Below are 26,370 nucleotides of genomic sequence, written 5' to 3'. Positions count from 1 at the left end.
AGTAGACGTGAGGCAAATCACAAGGAGAGGCCAAGCATCTGCTTGGTTACCTCTCGGCGCCGTCACCGCAGGCCAGCCATCCGAGGGTTGCGGCACCCCGGCTCGACAACGGGTCCAGAATGAGAAGCATGACCGGGCACCGGATACCGACGGTTGGCCACTACGAGGAAGCCGGACGGGGCGAGATCGGCGAACCCGATATCGCCGTCACCGGCGCGAAGGACGTCGCCGCGGGAATGACCGCGGTCGGCGTTTCCCTGCAACGCGGCCTCGAACAGATGGGTCCATTGCGCACCGTCGCAACGCTGTCCAAGCTGAATCAACGTCACGGCTTTGACTGTCCCGGATGTGCCTGGCCGGAAACACCGGGACACCGCAAACTCGCCGAGTTCTGCGAGAACGGCGCCAAGGCAGTCGCCGAAGAGGCCACCAAACGCACGGTCACCCCTGAATTTTTCGCCCAGCACTCGGTCGAGGAACTCCGCGAACTCCCCGAGTACTGGCTCAGCCAACAAGGCCGTCTCACCCACCCCATGGTGCTGCGCCCCGGTGAATCCCATTACCGGCCCATTGATTGGGACGACGCGTACGCGCTCATCGCCGATGAGGTCAGGGCGGCCGCCGACCCGGACCGGCTGGTTTTCTACACCTCCGGGCGCACCAGCAATGAGGCCGCGTTCTGCTACCAGCTGCTGGTCCGCAGCCTGGGTACCAACAACCTGCCCGACTGCTCCAACATGTGCCACGAGTCCTCGGGCACCGCGCTGACGGACTCGATCGGAATCGGCAAGGGCTCGGTGTCGGTACCCGATATCGAGCACGCGGACGTCATTCTCATCGCGGGCCAAAATCCCGGCACCAACCATCCGCGCATGCTTTCGGTGCTGGAGAAGGCAAAGGCCAACGGCGCCAAGATCATTGCCGTCAACCCGCTCCCCGAGGCCGGACTGCTCCGGTTCAAGGACCCGCAGAAGGTCAACGGCGTGGTCGGGCACGGTGTGGCCATCGCCGACGAGTTCGTGCAGATCCGGCTCGGCGGCGATATGGCGCTCTTCGCAGGGCTTGGCAGACTGCTACTGGAGGCCGACGACGCGAACCCCGGCAGCATCGTCGACCGGCAATTCATCGAGGAGCACTGCGCAGGGTACGAGGAATGGGCCGCGCGGACACGGGCGGTTGATTGGGAAACCGTCGCGCAGGCAACGGGTATCGACATGGAGCAGCTGACCACGGTTGCCACACTCCTGGCCGAATCACAGCGCACGATCTTCTGCTGGGCCATGGGCCTCACCCAACACCGGCACGCCGTCGCCACCATCGGTGAGGCGACCAACCTGCTGCTGATGCGCGGCATGATCGGCAAGCCGGGTGCTGGGGTGTGCCCGGTGCGGGGCCACTCGAACGTCCAGGGCGACCGCACCATGGGCATCTGGGAGAAAATGCCCGAATCCTTCCTGGCCGCATTGGATTCCGAGTTCGGCATTGAGACTCCCCGCAAGCACGGGTTCGACACGGTGGACGCGATCCGGGCCATGCGGGACGGCAAGGTCTCCGTCTTCATCGGCATGGGTGGCAATTTCGCCTCTGCAACTCCCGACACCGCCATCACCGAAGCCGCGCTGCGCAATTGCTCACTGACCCTGCAGATCTCCACCAAACTCAATCGCAGTCATCTGGTGAACGGGCGCACCGCGCTGATCCTGCCCACTCTCGGACGCACCGATCGCGACATCCAAGATTCGGGTAAACAGCTTGTTTCCGTGGAAGATTCGATGTCCATCGTGCACCTCTCACGTGGCAGTCTGCATCCACCGAGCACCGTCCTACGCAGCGAGGTCGCCATCGTCTGTCAACTGGCACGCATCGTCCTGGGGCCGGAACACCCGGTGCCATGGGAAAGGTTTGTCGACGACTACGACACCATCCGCGATGCCATCTCGCGGGTGGTACCCGGATGCGCCGACTACAACACCAAGGTCCGGCAACCGGATGGGTTCGCGTTGCCGCATCCGCCGCGCGACGATCGCCAATTTCCCACGCACACGGGTAAGGCCAATTTCTCTGCGGCACCACTGGAGTGGGTACCGGTACCGGCAGGCCGACTGGTGCTACAGACGTTGCGCAGCCATGACCAGTACAACACCACCATCTACGGCCTCGATGACCGCTACCGCGGCGTCAAGGGCGGCCGCCGGGTGGTCTTCGTCAATCCCGAAGACCTTGCCGCATTTGGGTTGTCCGAGGGTGCGCGGGTTGATCTGGTGTCCGAGTACCCGAGCGCCGACGGGGTGCTTGAGGAGCGGCGTGCCGAGGATTTTCTGGTGGTGCCGTACTCGACCCCGCGCGGTAATGCCGCCGCCTACTATCCAGAGACCAATCCACTTGTGCCCCTGGACCATGTAGCGGAACGGTCCAACACTCCGGTGTCGAAGGCCGTCGTCATCCGTCTGGTGGCTCGTGGGTAGGGTCACCGACAGGCGCAAGATACGCCGCATCGACGGGGTCGGACGGGGCGAGCGCAGCGAGACACTCGTCGTCGAGGAGCCCCTGGAGATCCGGGTCAATGGGCAGCCAGTAGCCGTCACCATGCGCACCCCTGGATCGGATGTCGAACTCACCCAGGGATTCCTGCTCACCGAGGGGGTCATCGCCGGCCGCGACGATCTGCTGACCGTGCGCTACTGCCAGGGCGAAGGGCCCGACGGCCTGAACACCTACAACGTCCTGGACGTGACCCTCGCCCCCGGCGTTCCCGCCCCCGACCCGGCGGTGACGAGAAACTTCTACACCACCTCGTCCTGCGGTGTCTGCGGCAAGGGATCACTGGAGGCGGTCCGCACCATCAGCCGCTTCTCCCCCGGCGACGACCCATCCACCATCGAATCGACCACGCTGGCGGGTCTGCCCGACAAACTTCGCTCGGCGCAAAAGGTTTTCGCGACCACCGGCGGGCTGCATGCCGCGGCCCTGTTCACCACGGACGGCACCATGTTGGCGGTCCGCGAGGACATCGGCCGGCACAACGCGGTGGACAAGGTCATCGGGTGGGCTCTCGAAAACGGCAGGGTGCCCCTCACCGGGACCACACTGTTGGTCAGCGGGCGGGCCTCCTTCGAGCTCGCCCAGAAGGCCACCATGGCGGGCATTCCCATCCTGGCCGCGGTGTCGGCGCCGTCCTCGTTGGCTGTGGATCTCGCGGCACAGTCCGGGATGACGCTGGTGGCGTTCCTGCGTGAGGACAGCATGAACGTCTACACCCGGGCGGATCGGGTGCTCTAAGCCTCCGGCACCTCGACGGCGATCTCCCTGCCCAGTGAGTAGCCCGGCGCCAGCGGTAGATCATCACCGCTCCAGAACGACCCCGGATCGAAGTAGTTCGAGCGCTTCTCGGTGATGAGCAACCCCATCTCCTCGAGAGTGATCGCCACCGTCTCGGCGCAGAACGCCGTCTCTAGCCCGGCTTGCCGTTTTTTCGTGATGTCCCGCTCGGCCACCTCCCGAACCTTCTTGTGCACGAAGGGAAGTCCCCGCGTGAGATCGCTGACCGTAGGAAGCCGGCCCCGCATCCAGCGGCCGGTCAGCCGCGCGGTGGCCGGAAACGGCGTCCCGTCCATCCGGGCCACCACGCGCAGTGCGATGTCTTCCTGCTCGCGGGTTATCCGCGGGCTCAGCTGCCGCAGCCAGCACCGCTGTCCATACACGTGCGCCCATCGCTCGATCGCCTCACGCGCATCGTGCAGTTGCACCCCCCGATGGTTATCGCCGGTCCACACATCGGTGAGCTTGTTACCGAGTTCGGCATGCCACATCAGCGGTGGCAGATCATCGATGGCCACCGTCATACCGACATGGTTGACCGGGCTGTTCGACAAGGTCTGGATAAGGCGATCGGGACCCGACCGTCCACGGAACACCCAGATGTCGCCCGTCCGCGTCGCATCGAGCGCCTCGTCGATCGACACGGCTCCTATCTCACTCATTCCCGCACCGTAGCCTGGAGCGATGGCCAACATGTGGAAGTGGCTCGGGCTCGCCGGGGCTGTCGGGGTGGCAGCGGGAGGCGTGCTGGTCGCCCGCGATCAACGCAAACGCGAGGCGTACACGGTCGATGAGATCCGCGACCGGTTGCACCAGCGACTCGGCGAATCGGGCGCGGGGACTAACGAGTCCTCACACTAACTGGAGCGCCAATTCTGCAGGCCGACGAAGGCCATGGTCAGGGCGCTGGTGGCACTGTCGACGACATCGTCGGTGTCGGCGTCGGGCTGTACCAACTCGGCCACCGCATTGGCGCCGATCGATAGCAGCAGGCTGGCCGCTGTCGTGAGATCGGCGGAATCCCAGAGCCGCATCTTTTCGCGACGCGCCAGGTCGATGGCCAGCTCACCGGCGAGCAGCCGCATCTCGATGTTCACGGCCCTGCGCACCTCGGTGGGTGCGGTGTACCGCTCGGTGACGACAAACCGCAGCTGATCAGGGTTTTCCTGTACCTGCTCGGCAAGTATCCGCATGGCCTCGGCCAATGTCGCCGGTTCGCGGCGGCGTATCTCCCGGGCGATCCCCCGCGCGATGCGCATTCCCTCTTCGGCCAGCGCCACGCCCAGGTCATCCAGGGACGCGAAGTGCCGGTAGAAGGCCGTCGGCGAGATTCCCGCGCCCCGGGCGACGTCACGCAGGCTCAGTCCCGAGAACGCCTGGGTGCGCGAAAGCTCAAGGGCGGCTTCCATCAATGCGGTACGGGTGCGCAGCTTCTGCTCACCGCGAACCGAGTCACGTCGCGCGGAGGCGCCCGCATGCGAGCTCCGCTCTCGACGACTGGTCATGGCGATCACTGTATCGCTGTGATGACCGACACGGTGATTACGGCTTGACTCAGTGGGGGCATGTTGGTTCACAATTTCAGTGTACATTCGTTAACCTAACGGAGGGAGTTCGAATGACATTTCTAACTAAAGCCACCCGACGCATCCTCACCCCCGAGTCGTCACTGGGCCGGTTGTTGACCGCCGCCCTCACCCCGCACGCCGTCGACCGGTATCTCGAGCTGGTCGACCCGATGATCACCTGGGAAGAGGCTCGCGCCCGCGTCGTTCGCGTGCAGCGCCGCACCACCCGATCGGTGACCTTGACCTTGCGCACAACCCACCAGTTCAAGGGCTTTCGCGCAGGTCAGTTCGTACAGCTGGGTGTCGTGATCGATGGCGTGCGCCACGTCCGCTGCTTCTCGCCGTCCGGCGCCGACGACGCCCGCGACCTCATCGAGCTGACCATCGCCCGCAGGCCCGAAGGGCTGGTGTCGAACTACCTGTACAAGCACGCCGCGGTGGGTGACGTGTACAGCATCACCCCGGCCGCCGGCACGTTCGTCCTCCCGTCGCCGCGCCCCATTCGGACCGTTCTGATCGCGGCCGGTAGTGGGATTACACCCGTTCTCTCAATGGCGAGAACCCTCATCGGCAATGGATATCCCGGACAGCTCGCGGTGCTCTACTACGCACCGACAGCCGCAGACAACGCCTACGCACGCGAACTCACCGCCCTGGGCGAGGTGCCCTCGGTGACGGTGCAGACGGTGTACACCCGTGACGGCGGCCGGCACTTCAGTGCCGAGCAGCTCGATGCGCTCGCGCCCTGGAGCGCGGATGCCCAGACGTTCCTGTGCGGACCGCCCTCGCTGCACGACGCGGTGAGCACGCTGTACGCCGAGCGTGGACTCTCCGACCGTCTGCACACCGAGGAGTTCTACGTCACCACGTCGAGCTCCACCGGGGAGGCCGGAGGCGTGCTGCGGTTCGCCACCTCCGATATCACCGCCGAAAACGACGGCAGGCCGATCCTCGAACAGGCCGAGGCCGCCGGGCTGCAGCCCGAATTCGGCTGCCGGATGGGAATCTGCTTCGCCTGCACGGCGGTGAAGACATCCGGATGCACCCGGAACCTGCGCACCGGCGATGAGAACGACGACCCCGATCAGCACATCCAGCTCTGCATCACCGCCCCCGTCGGTGACGTCTCGATCAACCTCTAAACAGACCCCAAGGAGAGCAGCCAGATGCCAAGCAACGAAATCACCATCAGCGCATCGGATATCGAGGCGCTGGGCAAGGATCTCGATGAATTGCGCGACCGCATTGTCGCCGATCTGGGCGAGCGCGATCGCGAGTACATCTACTCGATCATCAAGACCCAACGCGGCTGCGAGGCCGCCGGACGCGCCCTGATGTACCTGGGATTCATCCCGCCCGTGTGGCTCGCCGCGGTGGGCGCGCTGTCCGTCTCCAAGATCCTCGACAACATGGAGATCGGCCACAACGTCATGCACGGCCAGTACGACTGGATGCGCGAAAAGGGCCTCAACTCACGCGAGTTCGAATGGGACACCGTGTGCCCCGCCGACCAGTGGCGACACTCGCACAACTACATGCACCACACCTACACCAACATCGTCGACATGGACCGCGACGTGGGTTACGGCATCCTGCGGATGGCGCCCGAGCAGAAGTGGAACCCCTACTACCTGGGCAACCTGGCCTGGGCGACCGCCCTGATGGTGTTCTTTGAGTGGGGCGTCATGGTGCACGAGCTTGAGGCCGAGAACATCGTGAGGGGCAAGCGCAAATGGTACGACCTCAAGCCGTTGATCAAGGGCATGTGGCGCAAGGCCAGTAAGCAGGTTCTCAAGGACTACGTGATCTTCCCGGCGCTGACCGGCCCGCTGTTTCCGATCACCTTCCTGGGCAACTTGTCCGCCAACTTCGTGCGCAACGTGTGGACGTTCTCGATCATCTTCTGCGGGCATTTCCCGTCCGGCACCCAGACCTTCTCCAAGGAGGAGACCGCCAACGAAACGCGCGGCGAGTGGTACATCCGGCAGTTGCTTGGTTCGGCGAACATCGAGGGCAGCAGGCTGTTTCACATCATGAGCGGCAACCTGTCCCACCAGATCGAGCATCACCTGTTCCCGGATCTGCCGGCCAATCGCTATCCGGAGATGGCCACCGAGGTGCGCGAGCTGTGCCAGAAGTACGGCCTGCCCTACAACACGGGGAGCCTCTTCGACCAGCTCTCGTCTACCTGGAAGAAGATCGCTCGCCTGTCCTTGCCTAACGGCTGGTTCCGCGACGACGAGGAGCTCGTCGTGCACATCGAGCGGGACAAGCGCAAGGAAGCTGCCGCCGAACCAGAGGTCGTTGTCGTCGACGAGCGCGGTGAGCTGGTCGACGCGTAAGTTAGGTGAGGTGGTGAGCAAGTTCGAACGCAACAAGGACCTGGCCCAAGAGGTCGTATCGTCAACCGCCGAGCACGTCGGCGAGATCGCCAAGATCATCACCAACGCGGTGGTTGATGTCACCCGGCAGATCGGCGAGATCGCCACCGACGCCTTCGAGATGCGCGAGGCGGCCAAGCGCGCCGAGCAGGATCAGTCTCGGGACGCCGTGGACGTCGACGAGGATCCGGCTACGCACTGATCGGTCATCGGCTGAGCGCGACGTTCCACTTCGCAGTGGACGTCGCGCTCAGTCGGAGGCGTCTCGCCAGTCGGTGGCGGTGATGGTGAAGTACACGTAATCCTCCAGCGCACCGTTGATTTCCCTCTTCTGGCGGTGATGCTCGCGGGCACCGATCTTGGCGAGCGCCTTCTGCGACCGCACGTTGTCGGCAGCCACGTGGAACCACACCAGGTCGGCATTGATGAACGCGTAGTCCAGCATGAGGGTCTTGAGCTCAGCATTCACCGTGCCGCCCCAGTATTCGCGCGTGATGAAGGTGTATCCGATCGCCACTTCGCGCTTGTCCGGGTCCCACTCGTAAAAACGGGATGAGCCGATCATCTCCCCGGTGGAGTGATCGATGATGACAAGCGATTTTGCGGCGAGGGCCTCCAGAAACCATTTCTCGAAGACCGGCCGCTGGTGACGGTCCGAGCTCGGGTGCTGCGCCCAAATGAGCGGATCGCTGGCGGCACGGTACAGCGGCTCAAGGTCGTCGTCTGCCAATGGACGCAGGGTGAGCGTTGGCCCCTCTAGCGTCGGCTGGCTCATGAACTCGGTGGACATCGCTACCAGCTTACGAGGGTTTACGAAATATGTTGCGCCAGGGTCGATTTACCCGGGCCTTCGAGATCTGCGAGCGCACAGGGCCGCGCGGCCATTGCCATCAGCAGCGCCTCGGCGGGGCCGGTGACCACGGGCCCGCTGCCGCGTGACCAGTCGATGTCGGTAGCCACAAGCCGCACACCGCGGGCGCGCAACGCGCCCCGGATCGGGGGTGCCCAGCGCGCGAAATCCATGGCGACGCGCATCCGCTCTGCCGGAATGTCGCGCGGGAGCCCGAGTGGGCGACGGATGTCCTGTTGATGAACGATGCCGTCCAGCAGGGCAATCCGGCCACCGAATCCCGATGTCAACACTCCCGGCACTTCCGCCTCCCGAACCATTTCCAGCAGCTGCGCGGGGGTCCGCCCGGCCAGTTCGGCAACACGATTCGCGTTGGCCCTATTCGGGTTGAAACCCGCCTTGGCCACCCGCGAGTAGAACTCTGCCCGGTTGAGGTCCTCGTAGCCGATCATGTGTGTCACCACATCGCGCACCCGCCACTTGGTACACAACGACGGCGCATCCCACTGTTCGGGGGTTAGACCCGCCAGGAAATCGGCGAGGTCGATACGTTCGGCCCGCGCCAGCTCCATGGCGCTCAGCACGGCGAACTACGCGGACTTATCGCGCCGTTCGGCACGGGAGGGCTTGCGCGGCACAATCGTCGGCAGCACGTTGTCGATGACGGTCTCCCCGGTCACGACAACCTTGGCGACATCGTCACGGCTGGGGATGTCGTACATCACCGGCTGCAGCACTTCTTCCATGATGGCGCGCAGACCGCGAGCACCGGTGCCACGGTGGATGGCCTGATCGGCAATGGCTTCCAGCGCATCCTGGCTGAACTCCAGCTCGACGCCATCCATGTCGAAGAGACGGGTGTACTGCTTCACCAACGCATTCTTCGGCTCGGACAGGATCGTGATGAGCGATTCGCGGTCCAGGTTGGTCACCGAGGCGACAATCGGCAGACGACCGATGAACTCGGGGATCAGCCCGAACTTGATCAGATCCTCGGGCATGACCTCGGCGAAGTGGTCGGTGGTGTCGATATCGGCCTTCGACTTGACCTCGGCACCAAAGCCCAGGCCGCGCTTGCCGACGCGGTCCGACACGATCTTCTCCAGGCCCGCGAAGGCGCCGGCCACGATGAACAGCACGTTGGTGGTGTCGATCTGGATGAACTCCTGATGCGGGTGCTTGCGGCCGCCCTGCGGGGGCACCGAAGCCTGCGTGCCTTCCAGGATCTTCAGCAGCGCCTGCTGTACACCCTCGCCGGAGACGTCGCGGGTGATCGACGGGTTTTCGCTCTTGCGGGCGATCTTGTCGACCTCGTCGATGTAGATGATGCCGGTCTCGGCACGCTTCACGTCGTAGTCGGCCGCCTGAATCAGCTTGAGGAGAATGTTCTCCACATCCTCGCCCACGTATCCGGCCTCGGTGAGGGCGGTGGCGTCGGCGATGGCGAACGGCACGTTGAGCATCTTGGCCAGCGTCTGAGCCAGGTAGGTCTTGCCGCAACCGGTGGGGCCCAGCATCAAGATATTGGATTTGGCCAGCTCAACGGTCTCACCACGGGCGTCGCGGGCCTTATCACCGGCCTGGATGCGCTTGTAGTGGTTGTAGACGGCGACTGCCAGCGTCTTCTTCGCGGTGTCCTGGCCGATGACGTAGTTCTCCAGGAACTCACGGATCTCCGCGGGCTTGGGCAGCTCATCGAGCTTGACGTCGTCGGCGTCGGCCAGTTCCTCTTCGATGATCTCGTTGCAGAGGTCGATGCATTCATCGCAGATGTACACGCCGGGGCCGGCGATGAGCTTCTTGACCTGCTTCTGGCTCTTTCCGCAGAACGAGCATTTCAGCAGGTCGCCGCCGTCTCCGATACGTGCCATGGTGGCCAGTCCTACTTCCTGTCACATGGTGGTGGATCGTGGTGTCAGCACGTCCTCTGACCTGTTGGTCCCGACGCTACCCGCTATACCGGACACCCCGCGACCGATAAACCGAATAGCACCGACGGCATTTACACCCTGCCGTGCTGGAGAACATATCGCCTCGCACCGACCGAAGCTGCCGATGACGCGCACCCGAGACCGGTGTGTTGCAACTGTTATCCGGGCCCGCCGGCAGGCAGCTACGAAGCTGCCTGCGCGGAGAGCTTGCGGTACTCCAGGACGACATCGATGATCCCGTACTCTTTGGCCTCCTCGGCCGTGAAGATCTTGTCGCGGTCGGTGTCCTTACGGATGATCTCCGCATCCTTACCGGTGTGCCGGGACAGGGTCGTCTCCTGCAACACCCGCATGCGCTCGATCTCCTTGGCCTGGATCTCCAGGTCGGTGAACTGACCCTGGATCACACCGGACAGCGCGGGCTGATGGATGAGGACGCGCGCGTTCGGCAGCGCCATCCGCTTGCCGGGGGTACCGGCGGCGAGCAGCACCGCGGCGGCCGAGGCGGCCTGGCCCAGTACCACTGTGCGGATGTCGGAGCGGACGTACTGCATGGTGTCGTAGATCGCCATCAACGAGGTGAAAGAACCACCCGGGGAGTTGATGTACATGGTGATCTCACGGTCGGGATCCAGCGACTCCAGCACCAGCAGCTGGGCCATGATGTCGTTGGCCGAGGCGTCATCCACCTGCACGCCGAGGAAGATGATGCGCTCCTCGAACAGCTTGTTGTAGGGGTTCGACTCCTTGACACCGAAGCTCGAGTGTTCGATGAACGAGGGCAGGATGTAGCGGGCCTGCGGAGCCAGTTCCGGGTTGAGGTGCTTCGAGATCACTTGGAGGCTCCCTTGCTGCCGTTGAGATTGCCGCGGGTGATGATCTTGTCCACGAACCCGTATTCGAGTGCCTCCGGGGCGGTGAACCAGCGGTCGCGGTCGGAGTCCTGTTCGATCTGCTCGATGCTCTTGCCGGTGAACTCGGCGTTGAGCCGGAACATTTCCTTCTTGATGACCTGGAACTGCTCGGCCTGGATGGCGATGTCCGAGGCGCTTCCGGTCACACCACCGAGGGGCTGGTGCATCAGGATGCGGGCGTGCGGCAGGGCGTGGCGCTTGCCCTTGGTGCCGGCGGCCAGCAGGAACTCGCCCATGGACGCGGCCATACCCATCGCATAGGTCGCGATATCGCACTCCGAGAGCTGCATGGTGTCGAAGATCGCCATGCCGGCGCTGATCGACCCACCCGGAGAGTTGATGTACAGGTGGATGTCCTTGGTGGGGTCCTCGGCCGTCAGCAGCAGGATCTGCGCGCACAGCTTGTTGGCGATGTCGTCGTCCACCTGCTGGCCCAGGAAAATAATGCGCTCGGAGAGCAGACGCTCATACACCGAGTCGATCAGGTTGAGCCCGGCTGTCGCCGAACGCATTTCAGTCACTGTGCAACCTGCCTTCGTCTAGCTCTTCGGGATTCCGCTTAAGAAACCAATTCCGTGTACTGCCGACATTAACCAACATCGGGTGCTGCGCACTCCCCGCCACGGGCGAGTTCGCTCAGAGCGTGACGCGGACTACTCGGCGTCGTCGTCCTTGCTCTTCTTCTTGGCCTTCTTCTCGGCCTTTTCGGACTTGTCTGTTTTCTCGCTGTCCGCGCTCTTCTTGGCCTTGGCCGGCTTCTCCTCGGCATCAGGCTCGGCAGCGGCCTCGTCGGCCCCACCGCGACGCGGCCCCAGCACGGCGTCGACGTCCACGTTCGCACCGGTGGAGTCGGTCACCTTGGCCTGGCGGATGACCTCGGCGATGGCCTTACCGCGGCGCACGTCGACGTACAGGCCGGGCAGCTGCTGCTGCTGGGTCAGGTACTGGATCAGCTGCTGCGGCTCGATGCCGTACTGACGCGACATCAGGACCAAACGCTCGGTGAGGTCCTGCTGGTCGACGTTGATGTCGAACTTGTCGGCGATCACGTCGAGCAGCAGCTCGGTCTTGATCGACTTGGTGGCGGACTCACGCATGTCCTTGTCGAACTCTTCACGCGAGGTGCCCTGCTCTTCGAGCAGCTCGTTGAGGCGCTCCTCGTTGTGGTCCAGACCGTGGACGGCCTCGTGCAGGCTGTTGCCGATCTGCTCTTCGAGGATCTTCTCGGGCACCGGGATCTCGATCTGGTCGAGCAGCGCGGTGATGGTCTCGTTACGGATCTCGTCGGCCTGCGCGATCCGCTTGCGACCCTTCACCTGCTCGATGAGGCTGTCCTTGAGCTCGCCGATGGTGTCGAATTCGCTTGCCAGCTGGGCGAAATCGTCGTCAGCGGCAGGAAGCTCACGCTCCTTGACGGAGCCGACCTTGACGGTGACCTCGGCGTCCTGTCCGGCGAATTCGCCGGCGGCCAGCTTGGTGGTGAACACCTTCTCCTCGCCGGACTTCAGGCCGATGATGGCCTCGTCGAGGCCGTCGATCAGCTGTCCGGAGCCGATCTCATGAGACAGGCCGGTGGTCGAGGCCTCCTCGACCTCCTTGCCGTCCACGGTGGCCGACAGGTCGATCGAGACGAAGTCGCCGTTCTCGGCGGCACGCTCGACACCCTTGAGGGTTCCGAACCGCGCGCGCAGCGCTTCCAGCTCGGCGTCGACCTCGGTGTCCTCGACGGTGACGGGCTCAACAGTGACCGCGACGGTGCTCAGGTCGGGCAGCTCGATCTCGGGACGCACATCCACCTCGGCGGTGAAGGTCAGCTCCTGGCCGTCCTCGATCTTGGTGACCTCGATCTCCGGCTGTCCGAGCGGCTTGACGTCGGACGCGGTGACGGCCTCGCTGTAGCGGCCCGGGAGCGCCGAGTTGACGACCTGCTCCAGCACCGCGGCGCGGCCGACGCGTGCCTCGAGCAGCTTCGCGGGGGCCTTGCCAGGGCGGAAACCGGGCAGGCGGACCTGCTGAGCGAGCTCCTTGTAGGCCTTTGAGAAATCTGGTTCGAGCTCTGCGAAGGGAACCTCGACGTTGATGCGAACCCGGGTCGGGCTCAGCTTTTCGACGGTGCTCTTCACGTGCAGTGCTCCTTTATGGTTCGCGGCAGATCGTCGTGACCTGCGGTTCTTCGTGCTGTCGTGCTGTCGGGGTGACAGGATTTGAACCTGCGACCCTCCGCTCCCAAAGCGGATGCGCTACCAAGCTGCGCTACACCCCGTCGGACCTGCGTCCATACTTCGTCCAAGACTCCGTACGAGACCAAGCGATCTTACGGCCTCGACATGCAACGGCATGAATTGGATTTGATCCGCCCCGGCGCTGTACATTCGTCAGCGCGTGCGGGACAACCTCGCAAGCATGCGGGTGTAGCTCAATGGTAGAGCCCTAGTCTTCCAAACTAGCTACGCGGGTTCGATTCCCGTCACCCGCTCCACACATCAGTACCGTAGGTGCCATGGAAATCATCCTGGGCCTGCTTCTCCTCGGCGTGATCGTCGGCGGCGCGATCATCTACACACAGGGATCGAGCCGCCGACGTGGCGACCAGCTCGAGGACGCCAAGGCCGACGCCCGCCGCCTCACCGAACGCCTCGGCGGTCAGGTGCTGGGGCTGAGCGGGAACGATGACGCGTCCCGGCAGGCACTCGCCGACGCCTCCGAGCGCTATACCGCAGCGTCCTCGGCCATCGAGCAGGCCCGGACCCCCGCGCAGGCAACGCTGGCCAAGGAAAGCGCCATCGAGGGGTTGTACTACGTGCGAGCAGCCCGCCTGGCCATGGGCATGGACCCCGGACCCGAACTCCCCTCCACCGCCGGGCAGAGCAAGGCCGGATCCGTCAGCGAGGATCGGCGCATCAACTTCGAGGGACGCGAGATCGAGGCTTCCCCGGAGCCGTCGGGCCGCACCCCCAACTACTACCCCGGCGGCACCGTCGCCGGACGTCCCGTACCCGCGGGCTGGTACTCCGAACCCTGGTGGAAGCCCGCTCTTGTCGCCGGTGCCTGGGGCGTGGGTTCGGCACTGCTGTTCAACTCGCTCTTCTCCGGTATGCACGGTGTCGGGTACGGCGCCTCGGGCTTCGAGAGCGGTTTCGGCCAGGGCTATTCGGACGGATACGACGCCGGCCTGAACGCAGGCAACGACGGCGGCGCGAATCAGGGCGGTTGGGATCAGGGTTCGGGCGGGGCCGATCAAGGCGGCTGGGACCAGGGTGGTTCCAGCTGGGATCAAGGCGGCGGAGGCTGGGACCAGGGCGGCGGCAGCGGCTGGGACGGCGGCGGTTGGGATGGTGGCGGCGGCGACTTCGGCGGGGACTTCGGCGACTTCTAGGGCGCGCTATTGCGCGTTGACGGGCACATTGGGCGCGAGCAGGATCGGCGCGAATGTCTCGCGCGCCAGCGCACGCACCTCTTCGGTGTTGCCGAGGTCGATCGTTGTCGCGGGCGAGGCCATGTATCCCAACACCAGATGAATCAAGACATCGACCTGCCGCCTGGAATCGCCCGGCGGAATACGCCCTTCCGCCCGCATCTGGTCGATCTGGGCGGCGAGATAGTTCCGTGCCAGCTCGATGGGGGCAGGGTCACCCTGCGTGATCGCTTCTATGGCCGTCATCCTCGCGATGAGTGAATCACCGCGCAGCAGAGGGTGATTCACAACCTCGATGCAAACCGCGAACCCCTCGGCAACCCGCTCGCCGATGTCGTCGAAACCGCCCGCGCGTTCCTGCAGCTCGTCCAGGAACTTCTGCATTTCTTGAGCAAGGGCTCGCTCGAACAATTGATCCTTGCTGGAGAACCGCCGAAATACTGTGGCGCGGCCCACTTTCGCCCGCCGCGCGACCTCGTCGATAGTGGCCGTCTGCGTGCCTCGCTCGGCCAGTACTTCAATGGCGGCGTCCAGCAACCGGATCTCGATATCGTCGGGTTCGGGGTGCGAACCCAGTCCGCGTACCGCGCGCGCCATGAGCTTTCCCAATGGCGCACCCGGTCGCGTCATGAGCTCCCCTTCGGGTTATTGGTACTCGCGGTCCCACCCAGTGCAGCTTACAACTCGACACGTCACCGTGGCTGACATCACGCGTTTTGACATGAGGGACACCAGAACAGGTTTCGCGCGTCCATCTCCGCGGTGAGGATCGACGTGCCGCACACCCGGCACGGCGCACCCGCGCGCCGATACACGTAGGTGCGCGGGCGGTCCGGTGCGTACGAGGGCTCGCCATGGTCGTATTCGGGGTCGACGACAACGATCTTCCCGACGCGCAGCCCGACACGCATGCGGTCCACAAGGTCATCCCACAATGCGGTGAGTTCTTCGGATTGCAGGTGGCTGCCGGGCCGGTACGGGTCGATCCGCTGACGGAACAACACCTCGCTGCGATACACATTGCCAACCCCGGCGATGATCTTCTGGTCCATCAGCAGCGCACCGATTGGCCTGTGCGACTTAACGATCCGCTCGAAGGCCGATGACGGGTCGGATCGGGGGCGCAGCGGGTCGGGACCCAGGCGCGCCAGAATGGCGTCGACCTGCGGTGCGTCGATGAGCTCACATGCCGTCGCGCCGCGCAGATCGGTACCGAACTGCGGGCCCTCGATGCGCATCCGCACCTGTCCCACCGGCACACCCATCGGAACCGGCAGCTCGGTGAACGTGCCGTACAACCCCAGGTGCACATGCACCACACCGGCTGGGCCGTAATCGTGGAACAGATGCTTGCCCCAGGCATGGGCCTTCACCAAGGTGCGTCCGTTGACCGCGGCCGCTCCTTCGGTGAATCGGCCTTGCGGACTACTGACAGCCACCGCCGAACCGGCGAACCGGCGCTGGTGCAGCCGCGCCAGCCGGTGCAGGGTATGCCCCTCCGGCACAGGCGTTTACGCGTCGGCGCCCGGTACCGGCGGCGCTTCGTGGGTGGTCTCGTACTCGGCCAGGATGTCGATGCGGCGCTGGTGCCTCGGCTCCTCCGACCACTTGGCCGCAAGGAAGGCGTCGACGATGGCCAGTGCCTCGGGCACGGTGTGCATGCGTCCGCCGATGCCGATCAGTTGGGCGTTGTTGTGCTCGCGGGCCAGTACCGCAGTCTCCAGGCTCCAGGCCAGCGCACATCGAGCGCCGGGGACCTTGTTGGCCGCGATCTGCTCACCGTTACCCGAACCGCCCAGCACGATGCCGAGGCTGCCCGGATCGGCGACGGTGCGCCGCGCGGCATCGATGCAGAACGCCGGGTAGTCGTCCTGCGGGTCCAGCTCAAAGGCACCGCAGTCCACCGGCTCGTGGCCACGGCCACGAAGATGCTCGATGATCTTCTGCTTCAACTCGTATCCGGCGTGATCGGCTCCGACATAGACGCGCATGCCGCTGATTGTGTCAGGTTGCCCTGCGGTCGGTTACCGTGGCGCGCATGTACCCGGTCGGACTGCCCCAGTACACCTATCCCCCACGTCGACATCCCTGGGAGATCGGGTTGCTCGTCGTCGTGATCCTGTTCACAGTGCTGCTGTACATCGGTGCGATTTTCAGCATCGTCGGGTATCTCGCCGACCCCGAGAACGCCGATCTGAACATCATCATCGTCGCGCTGGCCGCCACCCCCCTGACCTTGTACCTGGGTCGAGGCATTCTCTACGGGCAGCAGCGGGTGAACGGCGTGAAGATGTCCCCCACCCAGTTCCCCGAGGGGTACGCGCTGGTCGTCGAGGCAGCGCAGCGTTTCGGTCTGCAGGAGCTGCCCGACGCTTACGTCGTGCTGGGCAACGGCCAGATCAACGCCTTCGCCAGCGGCCACGGCTTCCGCCGGTTCGTCGTCGTCTACAGCGACCTGTTCGAGATCGGCGGCGAGGCGCGTGATCCGGAGGCCCTGGCCTTCATCATCGGGCACGAGGTCGGCCACATCGCCGCCGGGCACGCCTCCTATTGGCGACAGTTCGCCCAGACCGCGATGAACTTCGTCCCGTTCCTGGGCACCTCGCTGTCGCGGTCCATGGAGTACACCGCCGACAACCACGGATACGCCATGCGCCCCACCGGAATTCAGGGGGCGATCGGCGTCATGGCGGCCGGTAAGTACCTGCTCAAGCGGGTCGAGTTCGACACACTGGCCAACCGCGCCACCCTGGAGACGGGGTTCTTCGTCTGGCTGGTCAACATGCTCTCCAGCCATCCTGTGCACACCTGGCGCGCGGCGGCGCTGCGGAATCGGCAGCAGGCCGGGTCGTTGTTCTTCCGGCCCAAGCTGCTGCCGCCGACTCCCATTCCTCCGGTGCCGCCGCTGCTACCGCCCGCGCCGCCGCCGATACCGCACGGCTACCTGCCGCATCAGCAGGCGTACACCTTCGACAATCCGCCGCCGCGCTACTAGTCGAACGTCGGCGGCTCGGTGCGGGTGCGCTTGAGCTCGAAGAAGTGCGGGTACGAGGCAAAGATCACCGACGCATCCCAGAGCTTCCCCGCCTCTTCACCACGCGGGATCTTGGAGATCACCGGACCGAAGAAAGCCACACCATTGACGTGGATCGTCGGGGTGCCCACATCCGGGCCCACCTTGTCCATGCCGGCGTGGTGGCTCTCGCGTAGCGCCGCGTCGTACTCGGTCGACTCGGCCGCATCGGCCAGCTCGGCGGGCAGGCCCACCTCGGCCAGGGACTCCGCGATGACCGCCGGGAGGTCCTTGTTGTCCTGGTTGTGGATCCGGGTGCCCAGCGCGGTGTACAGCGGCTCGAGGATCTCGGGGCCCTTGGCCTGCTCGGCGGCGATAGCAACCCGCACCGGTCCCCAGGCCGTCTTCATGAGTTCCTGGTAGCGCTCCGGCAGGTCCTCGCGGCCCTCGTTGAGGACGGCCAGACTCATCACCCGGAATTTCACGTCGATATCGCGAACCTTCTGGACCTCCAGGATCCACCGCGAGGTGATCCAGCACCACGGACATAGCGGGTCGAACCAGAACTCGGCGAGATCCTTCTTGTCTGCAGACATTGCGCGCCTTTCGGATGTGAGTCGGGCAGGGTTAGCTCCAGTTTGTCCCAACTCACGTTCCCGCCGCCGTGTTCCCGACGCGTCTACCGGCTACGTTGGGTACGTGGCACTCCCCAACCTCACCCGTGACCAGGCCGCGGCCCGCGCCGCTGCGATCGACGTCGAGCATTACGCGATAACCCTCGACCTCACCGACGGTAACGGCGGTCCGAGCGAAGAAACCTTTCACTCGTCGACCACCGTCACCTTCACCGCGCAGCCGGGGGCCTCAACGGTTATCGATATCGCGGCCCGCACCGTACGCCGCGCCGAGCTCAACGGCGTCGAACTGGACGTCAGCGGGTACGACGAGGAGAACGGCATCACACTGGACGGGCTGGCCGCCACGAACACCGTGGTGGTCGAGGCCGACCTCGAGTACTCGCACACCGGTGAGGGTCTGCACCGCTTCGTGGACCCGGTGGACGACGAGGTGTACCTGTACTCGCAGTTCGAAACCGCCGATGCCAAGCGCATGTTCGCGTGCTTCGATCAGCCCGATCTCAAGGCTGCCTTCGATGTCACGGTGACCGCCCCGGCGCACTGGCAGGTGATCTCCAACGGTGCCCCGCTGTCGGTTGCTGATGGTGTGCACACCTTCGCGACCACCGCCAAGATGAGCACCTACCTGGTCGCGCTGATCGCCGGGCCGTACGCGCGGTGGAACGACGTGTACTCCGATGACCACGGCACCATCGACCTGGGCATCTACTGCCGCGCCTCACTGTCGGAGTTCATGGACGCCGACCGGCTTTTCACCGAAACCAAGCAGGGATTCGGCTTCTATCACAAGAACTTTGGCACTCCGTACGCGTTCGGCAAGTACGACCAGCTGTTCGTGCCCGAGTTCAACGCGGGCGCCATGGAGAACGCCGGTGCGGTGACCTTCCTGGAGGACTACGTCTTCCGTTCCAAGGTCACCAAGTACTCCTATGAGCGACGTGCCGAGACCGTGCTGCACGAGATGGCGCACATGTGGTTCGGCGATCTGGTCACCATGCGTTGGTGGGATGACCTGTGGCTCAACGAGTCCTTCGCGACCTTCGCCTCGGTGCTGTGCCAGGCAGAGGCCACCGAGTACACCGAGGCATGGACCACGTTCGCCAATGTCGAGAAGTCGTGGGCGTACCGCCAGGATCAGCTGCCGTCGACCCATCCGGTGGCCGCCGACATCCCCGATCTGGCCGCTGTGGAGGTGAACTTCGACGGCATCACCTACGCCAAGGGCGCCAGTGTGCTCAAACAGCTTGTGGCGTATGTCGGTTTGGAGAACTTCCTATCTGGTCTGCGCGCGTATTTTAAGGCGCACGCGTTCGGCAACGCGACGTTCGACGACCTGCTGGGCGCGCTGGAAGAGGCCTCAGGACGCGATCTGTCGGACTGGGGCACGCAGTGGCTCAAGACCACCGGACTGAACACGCTCTCCCCCGACTTCGAGGTGGACGCGGACGGCAAGTTCACCCGGTTCGCCGTCAAGCAGTCCGGGGCCGCCCCGGGTGCCGGCGAGACGCGGGTGCATCGCCTGGCCGTCGGGATCTACGACGACGTGGACGGCAAGCTGGTGCGCACGCACCGGCTTGAGTTGGATGTCGAGGGATCCTCGACGGATGTGCCCGGGCTGGTTGGTGTTTCCCGCGGGAAGCTGATCATCGTCAACGACGACGATCTGACCTACTGCTCACTGCGCCTGGACGACGAGTCACTTCAGACGGTGCTCTCGCGGGTAGCCGATATCGCCGAGCCGCTGCCGCGCACGCTCGCGTGGTCGGCAGCATGGGAGATGACCCGCGAGGCCGAGCTGCGGGCGCGCGACTTCGTGGCACTGGTGTCCTCGGGTGTGCATGCCGAGTCGGAAGTCGGTGTGGCGCAGCGTCTGCTGCTGCAGGCGCAGACGGCGTTGAGCTCGTATGTGGAGCCCGAGTGGGCACGCGAGCATGGCTGGCCGGCGTTCGCCGATCGTCTGCTGGAACTGGCGCGCGCCGCCGAGGCAGGCTCGGATCACCAGCTGGCATTCGTGAATGCCTTCACCAACTCGGTGTTGTCGGCGGGGCATACTGTCGTGCTGCAGGCGCTGCTGGACTCCGATCCGGCGTCGCTGGATCTGCCCGGTCTGACGGTGGACACCGACCTACGGTGGCGAATCGTGAACGCGCTGGCGGCCTCCGGAGCGCTGGAGCCGGACGCGTCGGTGTTCATCGATGCCGAGCTGGAGCGCGACCCGACGGCCGCAGGCAAGCGTCAGGCGGCCCAGGCTCGCGCGGCCAGGCCGGTCGCGGAGGTGAAAGAGGCGGCGTGGAAGCAGGTCATCGAAGATGACACGCTGCCGAACATCACCGCGCGTTCGGTCATCGCGGGAATCGTGCAGCCCGGACAGGCTGAGCTGCTGGCACCGTTCGCGGGTCGCTACTTCGATGTCATCGAGGATGTGTGGGCACGGCGTTCCAGCGAGGTGGCGCAGACCGTGGTGATCGGCCTGTACCCGTCGTGGGATATCTCGCAGCGTGCGGTGGAGTCAGCAGATGGCTTCTTGGCCAAGGAGATCCCGTCGGCGCTGCGTCGTCTGGTCTCCGAGGGGCGCGCGGGCATCGTCAGGTCACTGCGGGCCCGCGAGTTCGACGCCCAGTAGCGCCCCTTCGTTTGACGCCGAGTGCATACCAGGCGCAGGCCTTTCACGCGATTCGCCTGCCTGCGGTATGCGCTCGGCGAGCCAGGGCCTCGCGCACGCGCCGGATGATGTCGTCCGGGTGGTCTTCCGCGACCACCCTGACAATCAGCCAGCCCATGCCCTCGAGCATCTCCAGACGCTTGATGTCCTTGAGGTATTGCCGACGGTCGCTGCGGTGCTGGTCTCCGTCGTACTCGATGCCGACCATGAGGTCCTCCCACCCCATGTCGATGTACGCGAGCGCAACGAAGTCGCCGTTGTGCACCATGACCTGCGTGGCAGGGCGCGGCAACCCGGCCCGTACCAGCAGCAGCCGCAGCCAGGTCTCCTTGGGCGACTGCGCCCCAGCATCCACCAGATCAAGCGCCGCATGCGCCCGACGAATGCCACGCATGCCCGGATGTCGCGACGCGAGTTCAGCGACGTCTGACAGTGCGAGTTGCGTAGCGCGCACAAGAGAGTCCAGCGCGGCCACCGCGACGCCCTGCGGATAGCGGCAGGCGAGATCAACCGCCGTGCGAGCCGCGGTCGTGGTCCGCATCCCGCCGATTACACACACCTCGTCGTCCTGGAGGGTGCATCGAAGAGTCACTACGCCTGGCTCGCGACGCCGGTTGTGGTCGTCAACAATCTCCGCCGGTCGAGATGGGTCAACCCATTGCGCACCGTGCAGTGCTGCCGCAGAGAACCCTGCAAGCACTCCCTGCCTACGCGATCGCAGCCATGCCGCCTCCGCACGGATGGTCGGCGTTACCGCGATGCCCCGCGGAACGTAGACGTCCTTGTGCCTGGCCACGTACGTCGTCGACAGCTCATGCCGGGTCACCAAACCCGCGTGAATCGCCTCGCTCCCAAGGATTACCCCGCTCCCCATCGCCGAATCATGCGACAGGCCACCGACAAAAGCATCGAGCGCATACCAGAAGCAGCGAATTCAGAGATTTCGCATGCATGCGGTATGCGCTCGGCGCAGAGAGAGGTGGGGATCAGGGGCGCGAGATGGCGGCGCTCATCACGCGCACCGCGCTGATGATCCCGTCGAGCAGGTTGCCTTCCTTGAACGACGCCACAGCAGCAGCGACCCCCAGGTCGGCGGCCGACTCGGCACCGCGACCCTTGAGTCCCTCGCCGTAGACGACCTCCACGACATGCTGGTTGGGCGACACCGCGATCAGCACGGCCTCATCCGGCGTCGGCACCTTCAGGAACACATCGCGTGCTCCTGCGGCGGTGTCCGATCCCAGATCGCCGATGTACACGGAAAATCGCGCCTTCGACTGACGCGACCCGTAGGTCAGCGCATCGTCGAGTGTGGCTAGCTCGTAGTTGGGGAACGGGTACTCGACCGACAGCGCGCCCGGCTCGGTAACCCCCGAGAGGCGTCCGCTGATGGTCTCGGCCCACCCGCGCGGCAGATCGGCGGGAGCAGTCTTGATGACTTCACCACTTGCCACTTGCGGACCCTCCAATCGCCTCGGTGCCTGCGTGTCCATGGCCGTGGCCATGCCCGTGCGCGTCACCAATGTTCTCGTCGACAGCGGCCCACAGGATCGGGGCGTGCGTCCAGCCGTCGTTCATGTTGAAGGTCGCGGGGTGCGGGCCCTTCTTGCGCATCGTCCACAATCCGACGAGCACAAAGAAGACGGGCGTGATCAGGGCTACCCAGACCGGCATCCCGATGTATGTGGGGCTGTTGAGAAAGCTCACGATGCAAACCGTAGCCGACCGCGCCGGGAAGTCATGCCGCGCCCTCCCCTAGATATCGGACCCATGCCGGGTCGAGTTCCTTGACCGACGACAGCAGCCGCCAGTGCTGGCCCTTCGGCGGCATCGGTGTGGTGTGCAACGCCCAGCCCAAGTCCGCCAGCAGCCGGTCGGCCTTGCGGTGATTACACGACGAACAGCAGGCCACGCAGTTCTCCCAGGAATGCGCGCCGCCCTTACTGCGCGGGATGACGTGATCGATGGTGTCGGCGCGTCCACCGCAGTACGCGCAGCGGAACCGATCGCGATGCATCAGCGCGGCCCGCGTCATCGGAACCCGGGCCCGGTAGGGCACACGCACGAAGGTCCTGAGCCTGATCACCGACGGCACCGCCACCGACGTGGTGGCCGAATGGATGACGGGAGCACCCGGATCGTCGTGCACCACATCGGCCTTGCCGCACAGCAACATGATCACCGCACGGCGCATCGGCAGCGCTGTGAGCGGCTCATATGTGGAGTTCAGCAATAACACACGACGCCGGCCCCATAGGGAACCGGCGTCGTTGGATTGCTGTGGGGGGATGGTCCCGGGGACCCTCGTCCCTGGGACACTGTGCAGTATTCGGGCCGACCCGTTCTGGGTCGGCCCAGCGCTGGCACTGTTATGCCGGTGCCCGCGGCTCTTCTTGTGTTGCACCATTACAACCAGTGCACCACGATTCGGCGGTCTTCGCACGACAATTTGCGCCGTGTTCGCAGGTCAATCCAATGAACATCGCGTAACCAACCCGGCTGACCGACCCAAGTGCGTACCGGCACAATGGACGACGTGGCAGCCCCCACCCCTGAAAACTTCTACGACGCCGTCGGTGGCGCCGCCACTTTCCATGCGATCGTGGCTCGTTTCTACGAGCTTGTCGCCGACGACGAGGTACTGCGGCCCCTGTATCCGGAGGAAGACCTCACCGGCGCCGAGGATCGACTGCGGATGTTTCTGGAACAGTATTGGGGCGGCCCGCGCACCTACTCCGACCAGCGCGGACATCCTCGACTGCGGATGCGCCACGCGCCGTATCGGATCGGCCCCATCGAGCGTGACGCGTGGCTGCGCTGCATGCGGACCGCCGTTGACTCCATCGACCGGAACACCCTTGACGACGACCATCGCGCCCAGCTGTGGAGCTACCTGGAGATGGCGGCGCAGTCGATGGTCAACTCACCGTTCTGATACGTCGATCGCGATTCGAGGCCAGCGCCGTCGTGGTGCAGAATGATCAACCGTGACCGCCGCCTACTTGGGCCAACATGACGACCCCTGGTGGTCGCGAGCCGTCTTCTATCAGATCTACCCACGCTCGTTCGGCGACAGCGACGGCGATGGCGTCGGTGATCTCGATGGCATATCAGCAAAACTCGGCTACCTTGATTTGCTCGGCATCCAAGGGATCTGGCTAAATCCCGTTACCAAATCTCCGATGGCCGACCACGGCTACGACGTGTCGAACCCCCGGGAGATCGACCCGTTGTTCGGTGGATCGATCGCGATGCACCGGCTCATCGCCTCCGCCCACCGCCACAACATCAAGGTCATCATGGACCTGGTGCCCAACCACACCAGCTCCGAGCATCGCTGGTTCATCGAGGCTCTCGCCGCCGAACCTGGCAGTGAGGCTCGCTCGCGTTACATCTTCCGCGACGGCAAGGGCGTCAACGGCGAACTGCCGCCTAACAATTGGCCTTCGGTGTTCGGCGGTCCGGCCTGGACCCGGGTGACCGAGCCCGATGGCACACCCGGCCAGTGGTACCTGCATTTGTTCGCCCCGGAACAGCCAGATGTCAACTGGGACAACCCGGAAGTGTTCGATGACTTCGCCGAGACCCTGCGGTTCTGGCTGGACCGTGGCATTGACGGCTTCCGGCTCGATGTCGCCCATGGCATGGCCAAGCCGCCGGGCCTTCCCGATATCGAGGACACCGAGACCTCGATGCTGCACATCGCCGACGAGGACCCACGTTTCAACAACGAGGGTGTACACGAGTACCACCGCAAGATCCGCAAGGTGCTCGACCAGTACCGCGATGTGGTCGCCGTCGGCGAGATCTGGGTGAACGACAACACTCGCTTCGCCGAGTACGTCAGGCCCGACGAGCTGCATCTCGGATTCAACTTCAAGCTGGTAGAGGCCGACTTCGACGCGGACAAGATCCGCGCCGCCATCGAAAATTCGCTTGCTGCAGTCGATTCCGTAGGCGCAACCCCCACCTGGACGCTGTCCAACCATGACGTGGAGCGCGAGGTGACGCGCTACGGCAACGGCCAGATCGGCCAGTGGCGGGCCCGCGCCATGGCCCTGGTGATGCTGGCGCTGCCCGGAACTGTGTTCATCTACAACGGTTCCGAACTGGGGCTGCCGAATGTGGATCTACCCGACGAGGCCCTGCAGGACCCGGTATGGGAACGCTCCGGCCACACCGAACGGGGTCGCGACGGCTGCCGGGTTCCGATCCCTTGGGAGGGCACCGATCCCCCGTATGGCTTCTCGTCCAACGATCAGACCTGGCTGCCGATGCCCCATGGCTGGGCCGACTTCACCGTCGAACATCAGCTGGAACAGGCCGACTCCACGCTGTCGCTGTACCGGCGTGCCATCGAATTACGCAAGAACCGAAAAGAATTCAACGGCACCAGCCTGGAGTGGTATGGCAGCCCACCGGGTGCGCTGGCGTTCCGCGTCAAGGGCGGCGGACTGACCTGCGCCCTGAATGTCAGCAGTGACCTGGTGGACTTGCCTGCGGGCGAGGTCATCCTGACCAGCGGGCCGCTCGTCAACGGCAAGCTGCCACGCAACACCGCGGCCTGGATCGTCTAGCGGACCGATAGCGTCAGATCGGTCCGGCGGCGGTACACCGACCCGAAGCGGGCGTCCAGCCGTAACCATGCGGGCACGGCGCGCACCCGCACCGGTTCATCCTCGGCGGGGTTGGTGGGCACAAATCCCATTGCTGCCAAAGCAAATACGCATCGCATCGGCACGTCGACCGGTCGGCCATCGGTTCCATCGACCGTCACGACGGATTGGTCCAGCAGCGACACCGGTGGACCGTGGGCACTGCCGTGTTCGCGTGCCAGCTCTCCCCCGCGCTGCGCCAGTTCGAGCACTGTCCGTGCCGGAATGTCGTCCAGATACTCAAATCCGCTATCGGCGGGCAACGCACCCCGCCACACCGAGTCCATCGGGAAACCCGTGTGCACGTAGCCGTCTGCGTCCGGGGCCTGTAGGCCGCGCAGCACTTCGTCGACTGCGGCGGTGATATCGGGGGTTCTCAGCTCACCGCGCACGGCGCGGCAGGCCAGCACGTCGAATTGTGTTGCGGTCCAGACGACTATCCGGCCGTCGTCTCGAAGACGCAGCCGCACCACTGCGGACTCGTCCAGTCGTGCGGCGCGGGTGAGGAACGTCGCCAGGTCCTTGCGGTCGAAGGCGTCGGGCACCCGCAGCGGGGCCTCGGTCACGGTCGCGACCAGCGTTGCAGGTACTCGCGATGGGTGTCGGTGAGACGCAACAGGGTTTGGCTGTCCAGGTGAAAAGTCACCAGCTGGGTGTCCGCGATCACCGCGGGTTTGGAATCCGGCGCCGCGTTCACCGAACGCACCTCGTAGTTGATCGTGAAGTCCACCGCTCTGATCTTCGAGACCCACATGGTCACCTGCAGTGGAGAGTCGGCGAGCCGCACTTGCCCCTTGTATTTCACGTGGACATCGGCGATGAGCAGGCCCGTGGTGGTGATCTCGGCGCCAAACACGTCCCGCAGGAACGGCACTCGCGCTTCTTCCAGGATCGTCACCATCGTCGCGTGGTTCACGTGCTGGTACATGTCGATATCGGACCAGCGGACCGGCACCGCCGCGACATAACCTGGCTTGTCGTCGATGCTCACCGGTGTCTGCTGCTCTCCGCTAAAGCTCATCGCA

Annotated in this window: 29 protein-coding genes and 2 tRNA genes; 12 read left to right on the top strand and 19 right to left on the bottom strand. The window is 64.8% G+C overall.

All coding sequences use genetic code 11. From position 1 onward, the window contains the following. The first annotated feature begins 128 nt into the window (after positions 1-128). Complete coding sequence (locus RHO23_RS03920; RefSeq protein ID WP_070942625.1) at positions 129-2,465, top strand: FdhF/YdeP family oxidoreductase; 2,337 nt, start codon at positions 129-131, stop codon at positions 2,463-2,465. After that, positions 2,458-3,279 carry a formate dehydrogenase accessory sulfurtransferase FdhD gene (gene fdhD / locus RHO23_RS03915; RefSeq protein ID WP_064408333.1) on the top strand — a complete coding sequence of 274 codons (822 nt, stop codon included), beginning with the start codon at positions 2,458-2,460 and terminating at the stop codon, positions 3,277-3,279. The genes RHO23_RS03920 and fdhD overlap by 8 nt, the downstream gene beginning before the upstream one ends. On the opposite strand, the gene RHO23_RS03910 is transcribed toward fdhD, so the two are convergent. Continuing rightward, on the bottom strand, positions 3,276-3,962 hold the full coding sequence (locus RHO23_RS03910) for a guanylate cyclase (protein WP_193606310.1): 687 nt from the start codon (positions 3,960-3,962) through the stop codon (positions 3,276-3,278). The two genes, fdhD and RHO23_RS03910, sit on opposite strands and share 4 nt — an antisense overlap. A gap of 40 nt (positions 3,963-4,002) precedes the next feature. Here RHO23_RS03910 and RHO23_RS03905 point away from each other — a divergent pair, with 40 nt between their 5' ends. Continuing rightward, complete coding sequence (locus RHO23_RS03905; protein WP_044104320.1) at positions 4,003-4,179, top strand: hypothetical protein; 177 nt, start codon at positions 4,003-4,005, stop codon at positions 4,177-4,179. On the opposite strand, the gene RHO23_RS03900 is transcribed toward RHO23_RS03905, so the two are convergent. Next, the gene (locus tag RHO23_RS03900; RefSeq protein ID WP_064410226.1) at positions 4,176-4,832 is read right to left on the bottom strand and encodes a TetR family transcriptional regulator; all 657 of its coding nucleotides are present in this window, start codon (positions 4,830-4,832) and stop codon (positions 4,176-4,178) included. The genes RHO23_RS03905 and RHO23_RS03900 overlap by 4 nt on opposite strands. Positions 4,833-4,936: 104 nt before the next feature. Here RHO23_RS03900 and RHO23_RS03895 point away from each other — a divergent pair, with 104 nt between their 5' ends. The 3 genes from RHO23_RS03895 to RHO23_RS03885 are packed head-to-tail and all read left to right on the top strand — an operon-like array spanning position 4,937 to position 7,469. Next, complete coding sequence (locus RHO23_RS03895; protein WP_423488685.1) at positions 4,937-6,028, top strand: ferredoxin reductase; 1,092 nt, start codon at positions 4,937-4,939, stop codon at positions 6,026-6,028. Positions 6,029-6,052: 24 nt separating this feature from the next. After that, entirely contained in the window at positions 6,053-7,228 is a 1,176-nt protein-coding gene (locus tag RHO23_RS03890; RefSeq protein WP_070916362.1) for a fatty acid desaturase family protein, read from the top strand. 10 nt (positions 7,229-7,238) lie between these two features. Continuing rightward, on the top strand, positions 7,239-7,469 hold the full coding sequence (locus tag RHO23_RS03885; protein WP_064408324.1) for a hypothetical protein: 231 nt from the start codon (positions 7,239-7,241) through the stop codon (positions 7,467-7,469). 48 nt (positions 7,470-7,517) lie between these two features. On the opposite strand, the gene RHO23_RS03880 is transcribed toward RHO23_RS03885, so the two are convergent. The 7 genes from RHO23_RS03880 to RHO23_RS03850 form a co-directional block, all read right to left on the bottom strand. Continuing rightward, positions 7,518-8,057: a GNAT family N-acetyltransferase gene (locus RHO23_RS03880; RefSeq protein ID WP_064408322.1), complete on the bottom strand. Its 540-nt coding sequence runs from the start codon at positions 8,055-8,057 to the stop codon at positions 7,518-7,520. A 20-nt stretch (positions 8,058-8,077) separates the two neighbouring features. Continuing rightward, positions 8,078-8,689: a maleylpyruvate isomerase family mycothiol-dependent enzyme gene (locus RHO23_RS03875; RefSeq protein ID WP_423489164.1), complete on the bottom strand. Its 612-nt coding sequence runs from the start codon at positions 8,687-8,689 to the stop codon at positions 8,078-8,080. Between the two features lie 18 nt (positions 8,690-8,707). After that, entirely contained in the window at positions 8,708-9,988 is a 1,281-nt protein-coding gene (gene clpX, locus RHO23_RS03870) for an ATP-dependent Clp protease ATP-binding subunit ClpX (protein ID WP_030095103.1), read from the bottom strand. 242 nt (positions 9,989-10,230) lie between these two features. Next, entirely contained in the window at positions 10,231-10,884 is a 654-nt protein-coding gene (locus RHO23_RS03865; RefSeq protein ID WP_046253161.1) for an ATP-dependent Clp protease proteolytic subunit, read from the bottom strand. Further along, positions 10,881-11,474, bottom strand: coding sequence for an ATP-dependent Clp protease proteolytic subunit (locus RHO23_RS03860; protein ID WP_005060147.1), 594 nt, complete (start codon positions 11,472-11,474; stop codon positions 10,881-10,883). Before RHO23_RS03860 ends, RHO23_RS03865 begins: the two co-directional genes overlap by 4 nt. A 141-nt stretch (positions 11,475-11,615) precedes the next feature. Further along, a complete protein-coding gene (gene tig / locus RHO23_RS03855) occupies positions 11,616-13,085 on the bottom strand; it encodes a trigger factor (protein WP_064408318.1) in 1,470 nt (489 codons plus the stop codon). A 66-nt stretch (positions 13,086-13,151) separates the two neighbouring features. Beyond that, positions 13,152-13,225, bottom strand: a tRNA-Pro gene (locus tag RHO23_RS03850). Between the two features lie 142 nt (positions 13,226-13,367). Between RHO23_RS03850 and RHO23_RS03845 the strand changes: the two genes are divergently transcribed. Together RHO23_RS03845 and RHO23_RS03840 are read left to right on the top strand one after the other, a co-directional pair. Continuing rightward, a tRNA-Gly gene (locus RHO23_RS03845) sits at positions 13,368-13,441 on the top strand. Positions 13,442-13,462: 21 nt separating this feature from the next. Next, the gene (locus RHO23_RS03840) at positions 13,463-14,338 is read left to right on the top strand and encodes a DUF1542 domain-containing protein (protein WP_423488684.1); all 876 of its coding nucleotides are present in this window, start codon (positions 13,463-13,465) and stop codon (positions 14,336-14,338) included. A gap of 6 nt (positions 14,339-14,344) precedes the next feature. Here the strand turns inward: RHO23_RS03840 and RHO23_RS03835 are convergent, their stop codons facing one another. The 3 genes from RHO23_RS03835 to RHO23_RS03825 form a co-directional block, all read right to left on the bottom strand. Continuing rightward, positions 14,345-15,007: a TetR/AcrR family transcriptional regulator gene (locus RHO23_RS03835; protein ID WP_423488683.1), complete on the bottom strand. Its 663-nt coding sequence runs from the start codon at positions 15,005-15,007 to the stop codon at positions 14,345-14,347. A gap of 77 nt (positions 15,008-15,084) precedes the next feature. Next, positions 15,085-15,882 carry an Fpg/Nei family DNA glycosylase gene (locus RHO23_RS03830; RefSeq protein ID WP_423488682.1) on the bottom strand — a complete coding sequence of 266 codons (798 nt, stop codon included), beginning with the start codon at positions 15,880-15,882 and terminating at the stop codon, positions 15,085-15,087. Between the two features lie 6 nt (positions 15,883-15,888). After that, complete coding sequence (locus RHO23_RS03825; RefSeq protein WP_423488681.1) at positions 15,889-16,368, bottom strand: ribose-5-phosphate isomerase; 480 nt, start codon at positions 16,366-16,368, stop codon at positions 15,889-15,891. Positions 16,369-16,415: 47 nt separating this feature from the next. Between RHO23_RS03825 and RHO23_RS03820 the strand changes: the two genes are divergently transcribed. Next, positions 16,416-17,372, top strand: coding sequence for a M48 family metallopeptidase (locus tag RHO23_RS03820; protein WP_030095095.1), 957 nt, complete (start codon positions 16,416-16,418; stop codon positions 17,370-17,372). Here the strand turns inward: RHO23_RS03820 and RHO23_RS03815 are convergent. Continuing rightward, positions 17,369-17,986: a DsbA family protein gene (locus RHO23_RS03815; protein ID WP_030095094.1), complete on the bottom strand. Its 618-nt coding sequence runs from the start codon at positions 17,984-17,986 to the stop codon at positions 17,369-17,371. The genes RHO23_RS03820 and RHO23_RS03815 overlap by 4 nt on opposite strands. 103 nt (positions 17,987-18,089) lie before the next feature. On the opposite strand from RHO23_RS03815, the gene pepN reads away from it, so the two are divergent. Continuing rightward, complete coding sequence (gene pepN, locus RHO23_RS03810) at positions 18,090-20,651, top strand: aminopeptidase N (protein WP_423488680.1); 2,562 nt, start codon at positions 18,090-18,092, stop codon at positions 20,649-20,651. A gap of 43 nt (positions 20,652-20,694) precedes the next feature. Here the strand turns inward: pepN and RHO23_RS03805 are convergent, their stop codons facing one another. The 4 genes from RHO23_RS03805 to RHO23_RS03790 all read right to left on the bottom strand — a co-directional run bounded on the left by RHO23_RS03805 (position 20,695) and on the right by RHO23_RS03790 (position 22,980). Further along, on the bottom strand, positions 20,695-21,564 hold the full coding sequence (locus tag RHO23_RS03805) for a hypothetical protein (protein WP_217339627.1): 870 nt from the start codon (positions 21,562-21,564) through the stop codon (positions 20,695-20,697). 112 nt (positions 21,565-21,676) lie between these two features. Then, positions 21,677-22,144, bottom strand: a complete 468-nt coding sequence (locus RHO23_RS03800) for a DUF5130 domain-containing protein (RefSeq protein WP_030095091.1) — start codon at positions 22,142-22,144, stop codon at positions 21,677-21,679. Next, a complete protein-coding gene (locus RHO23_RS03795) occupies positions 22,131-22,397 on the bottom strand; it encodes a hypothetical protein (protein WP_030095090.1) in 267 nt (88 codons plus the stop codon). Before RHO23_RS03795 ends, RHO23_RS03800 begins: the two co-directional genes overlap by 14 nt. Positions 22,398-22,428: 31 nt before the next feature. Next, positions 22,429-22,980, bottom strand: coding sequence for an HNH endonuclease (locus tag RHO23_RS03790; RefSeq protein WP_101312223.1), 552 nt, complete (start codon positions 22,978-22,980; stop codon positions 22,429-22,431). 237 nt (positions 22,981-23,217) lie between these two features. Between RHO23_RS03790 and RHO23_RS03785 the strand changes: the two genes are divergently transcribed. Then, the gene (locus tag RHO23_RS03785) at positions 23,218-23,625 is read left to right on the top strand and encodes a globin (protein WP_046253153.1); all 408 of its coding nucleotides are present in this window, start codon (positions 23,218-23,220) and stop codon (positions 23,623-23,625) included. A gap of 52 nt (positions 23,626-23,677) precedes the next feature. Further along, on the top strand, positions 23,678-25,267 hold the full coding sequence (locus RHO23_RS03780; RefSeq protein ID WP_057964980.1) for a glycoside hydrolase family 13 protein: 1,590 nt from the start codon (positions 23,678-23,680) through the stop codon (positions 25,265-25,267). Here the strand turns inward: RHO23_RS03780 and RHO23_RS03775 are convergent. Together RHO23_RS03775 and RHO23_RS03770 are read right to left on the bottom strand one after the other, a co-directional pair. Next, positions 25,264-25,911 (bottom strand): hypothetical protein, encoded by a 648-nt coding sequence (locus RHO23_RS03775; RefSeq protein ID WP_423488679.1) that lies wholly within the window; start codon positions 25,909-25,911, stop codon positions 25,264-25,266. The genes RHO23_RS03780 and RHO23_RS03775 overlap by 4 nt on opposite strands. Then, positions 25,908-26,366, bottom strand: a complete 459-nt coding sequence (locus tag RHO23_RS03770) for an acyl-CoA thioesterase (protein ID WP_423488678.1) — start codon at positions 26,364-26,366, stop codon at positions 25,908-25,910. The genes RHO23_RS03775 and RHO23_RS03770 overlap by 4 nt, the downstream gene beginning before the upstream one ends. Positions 26,367-26,370 lie beyond the last annotated feature (4 nt).

Origin of the sequence: Mycobacteroides sp. PCS013, assembly GCF_049532645.1 — a bacterium.
GTDB lineage: Bacteria > Actinomycetota > Actinomycetes > Mycobacteriales > Mycobacteriaceae > Mycobacterium > Mycobacterium gwanakae.
The sequence above is the reverse complement of the archived record's forward strand: the minus strand, read 5'-3'. Positions and strand labels throughout refer to the sequence as shown.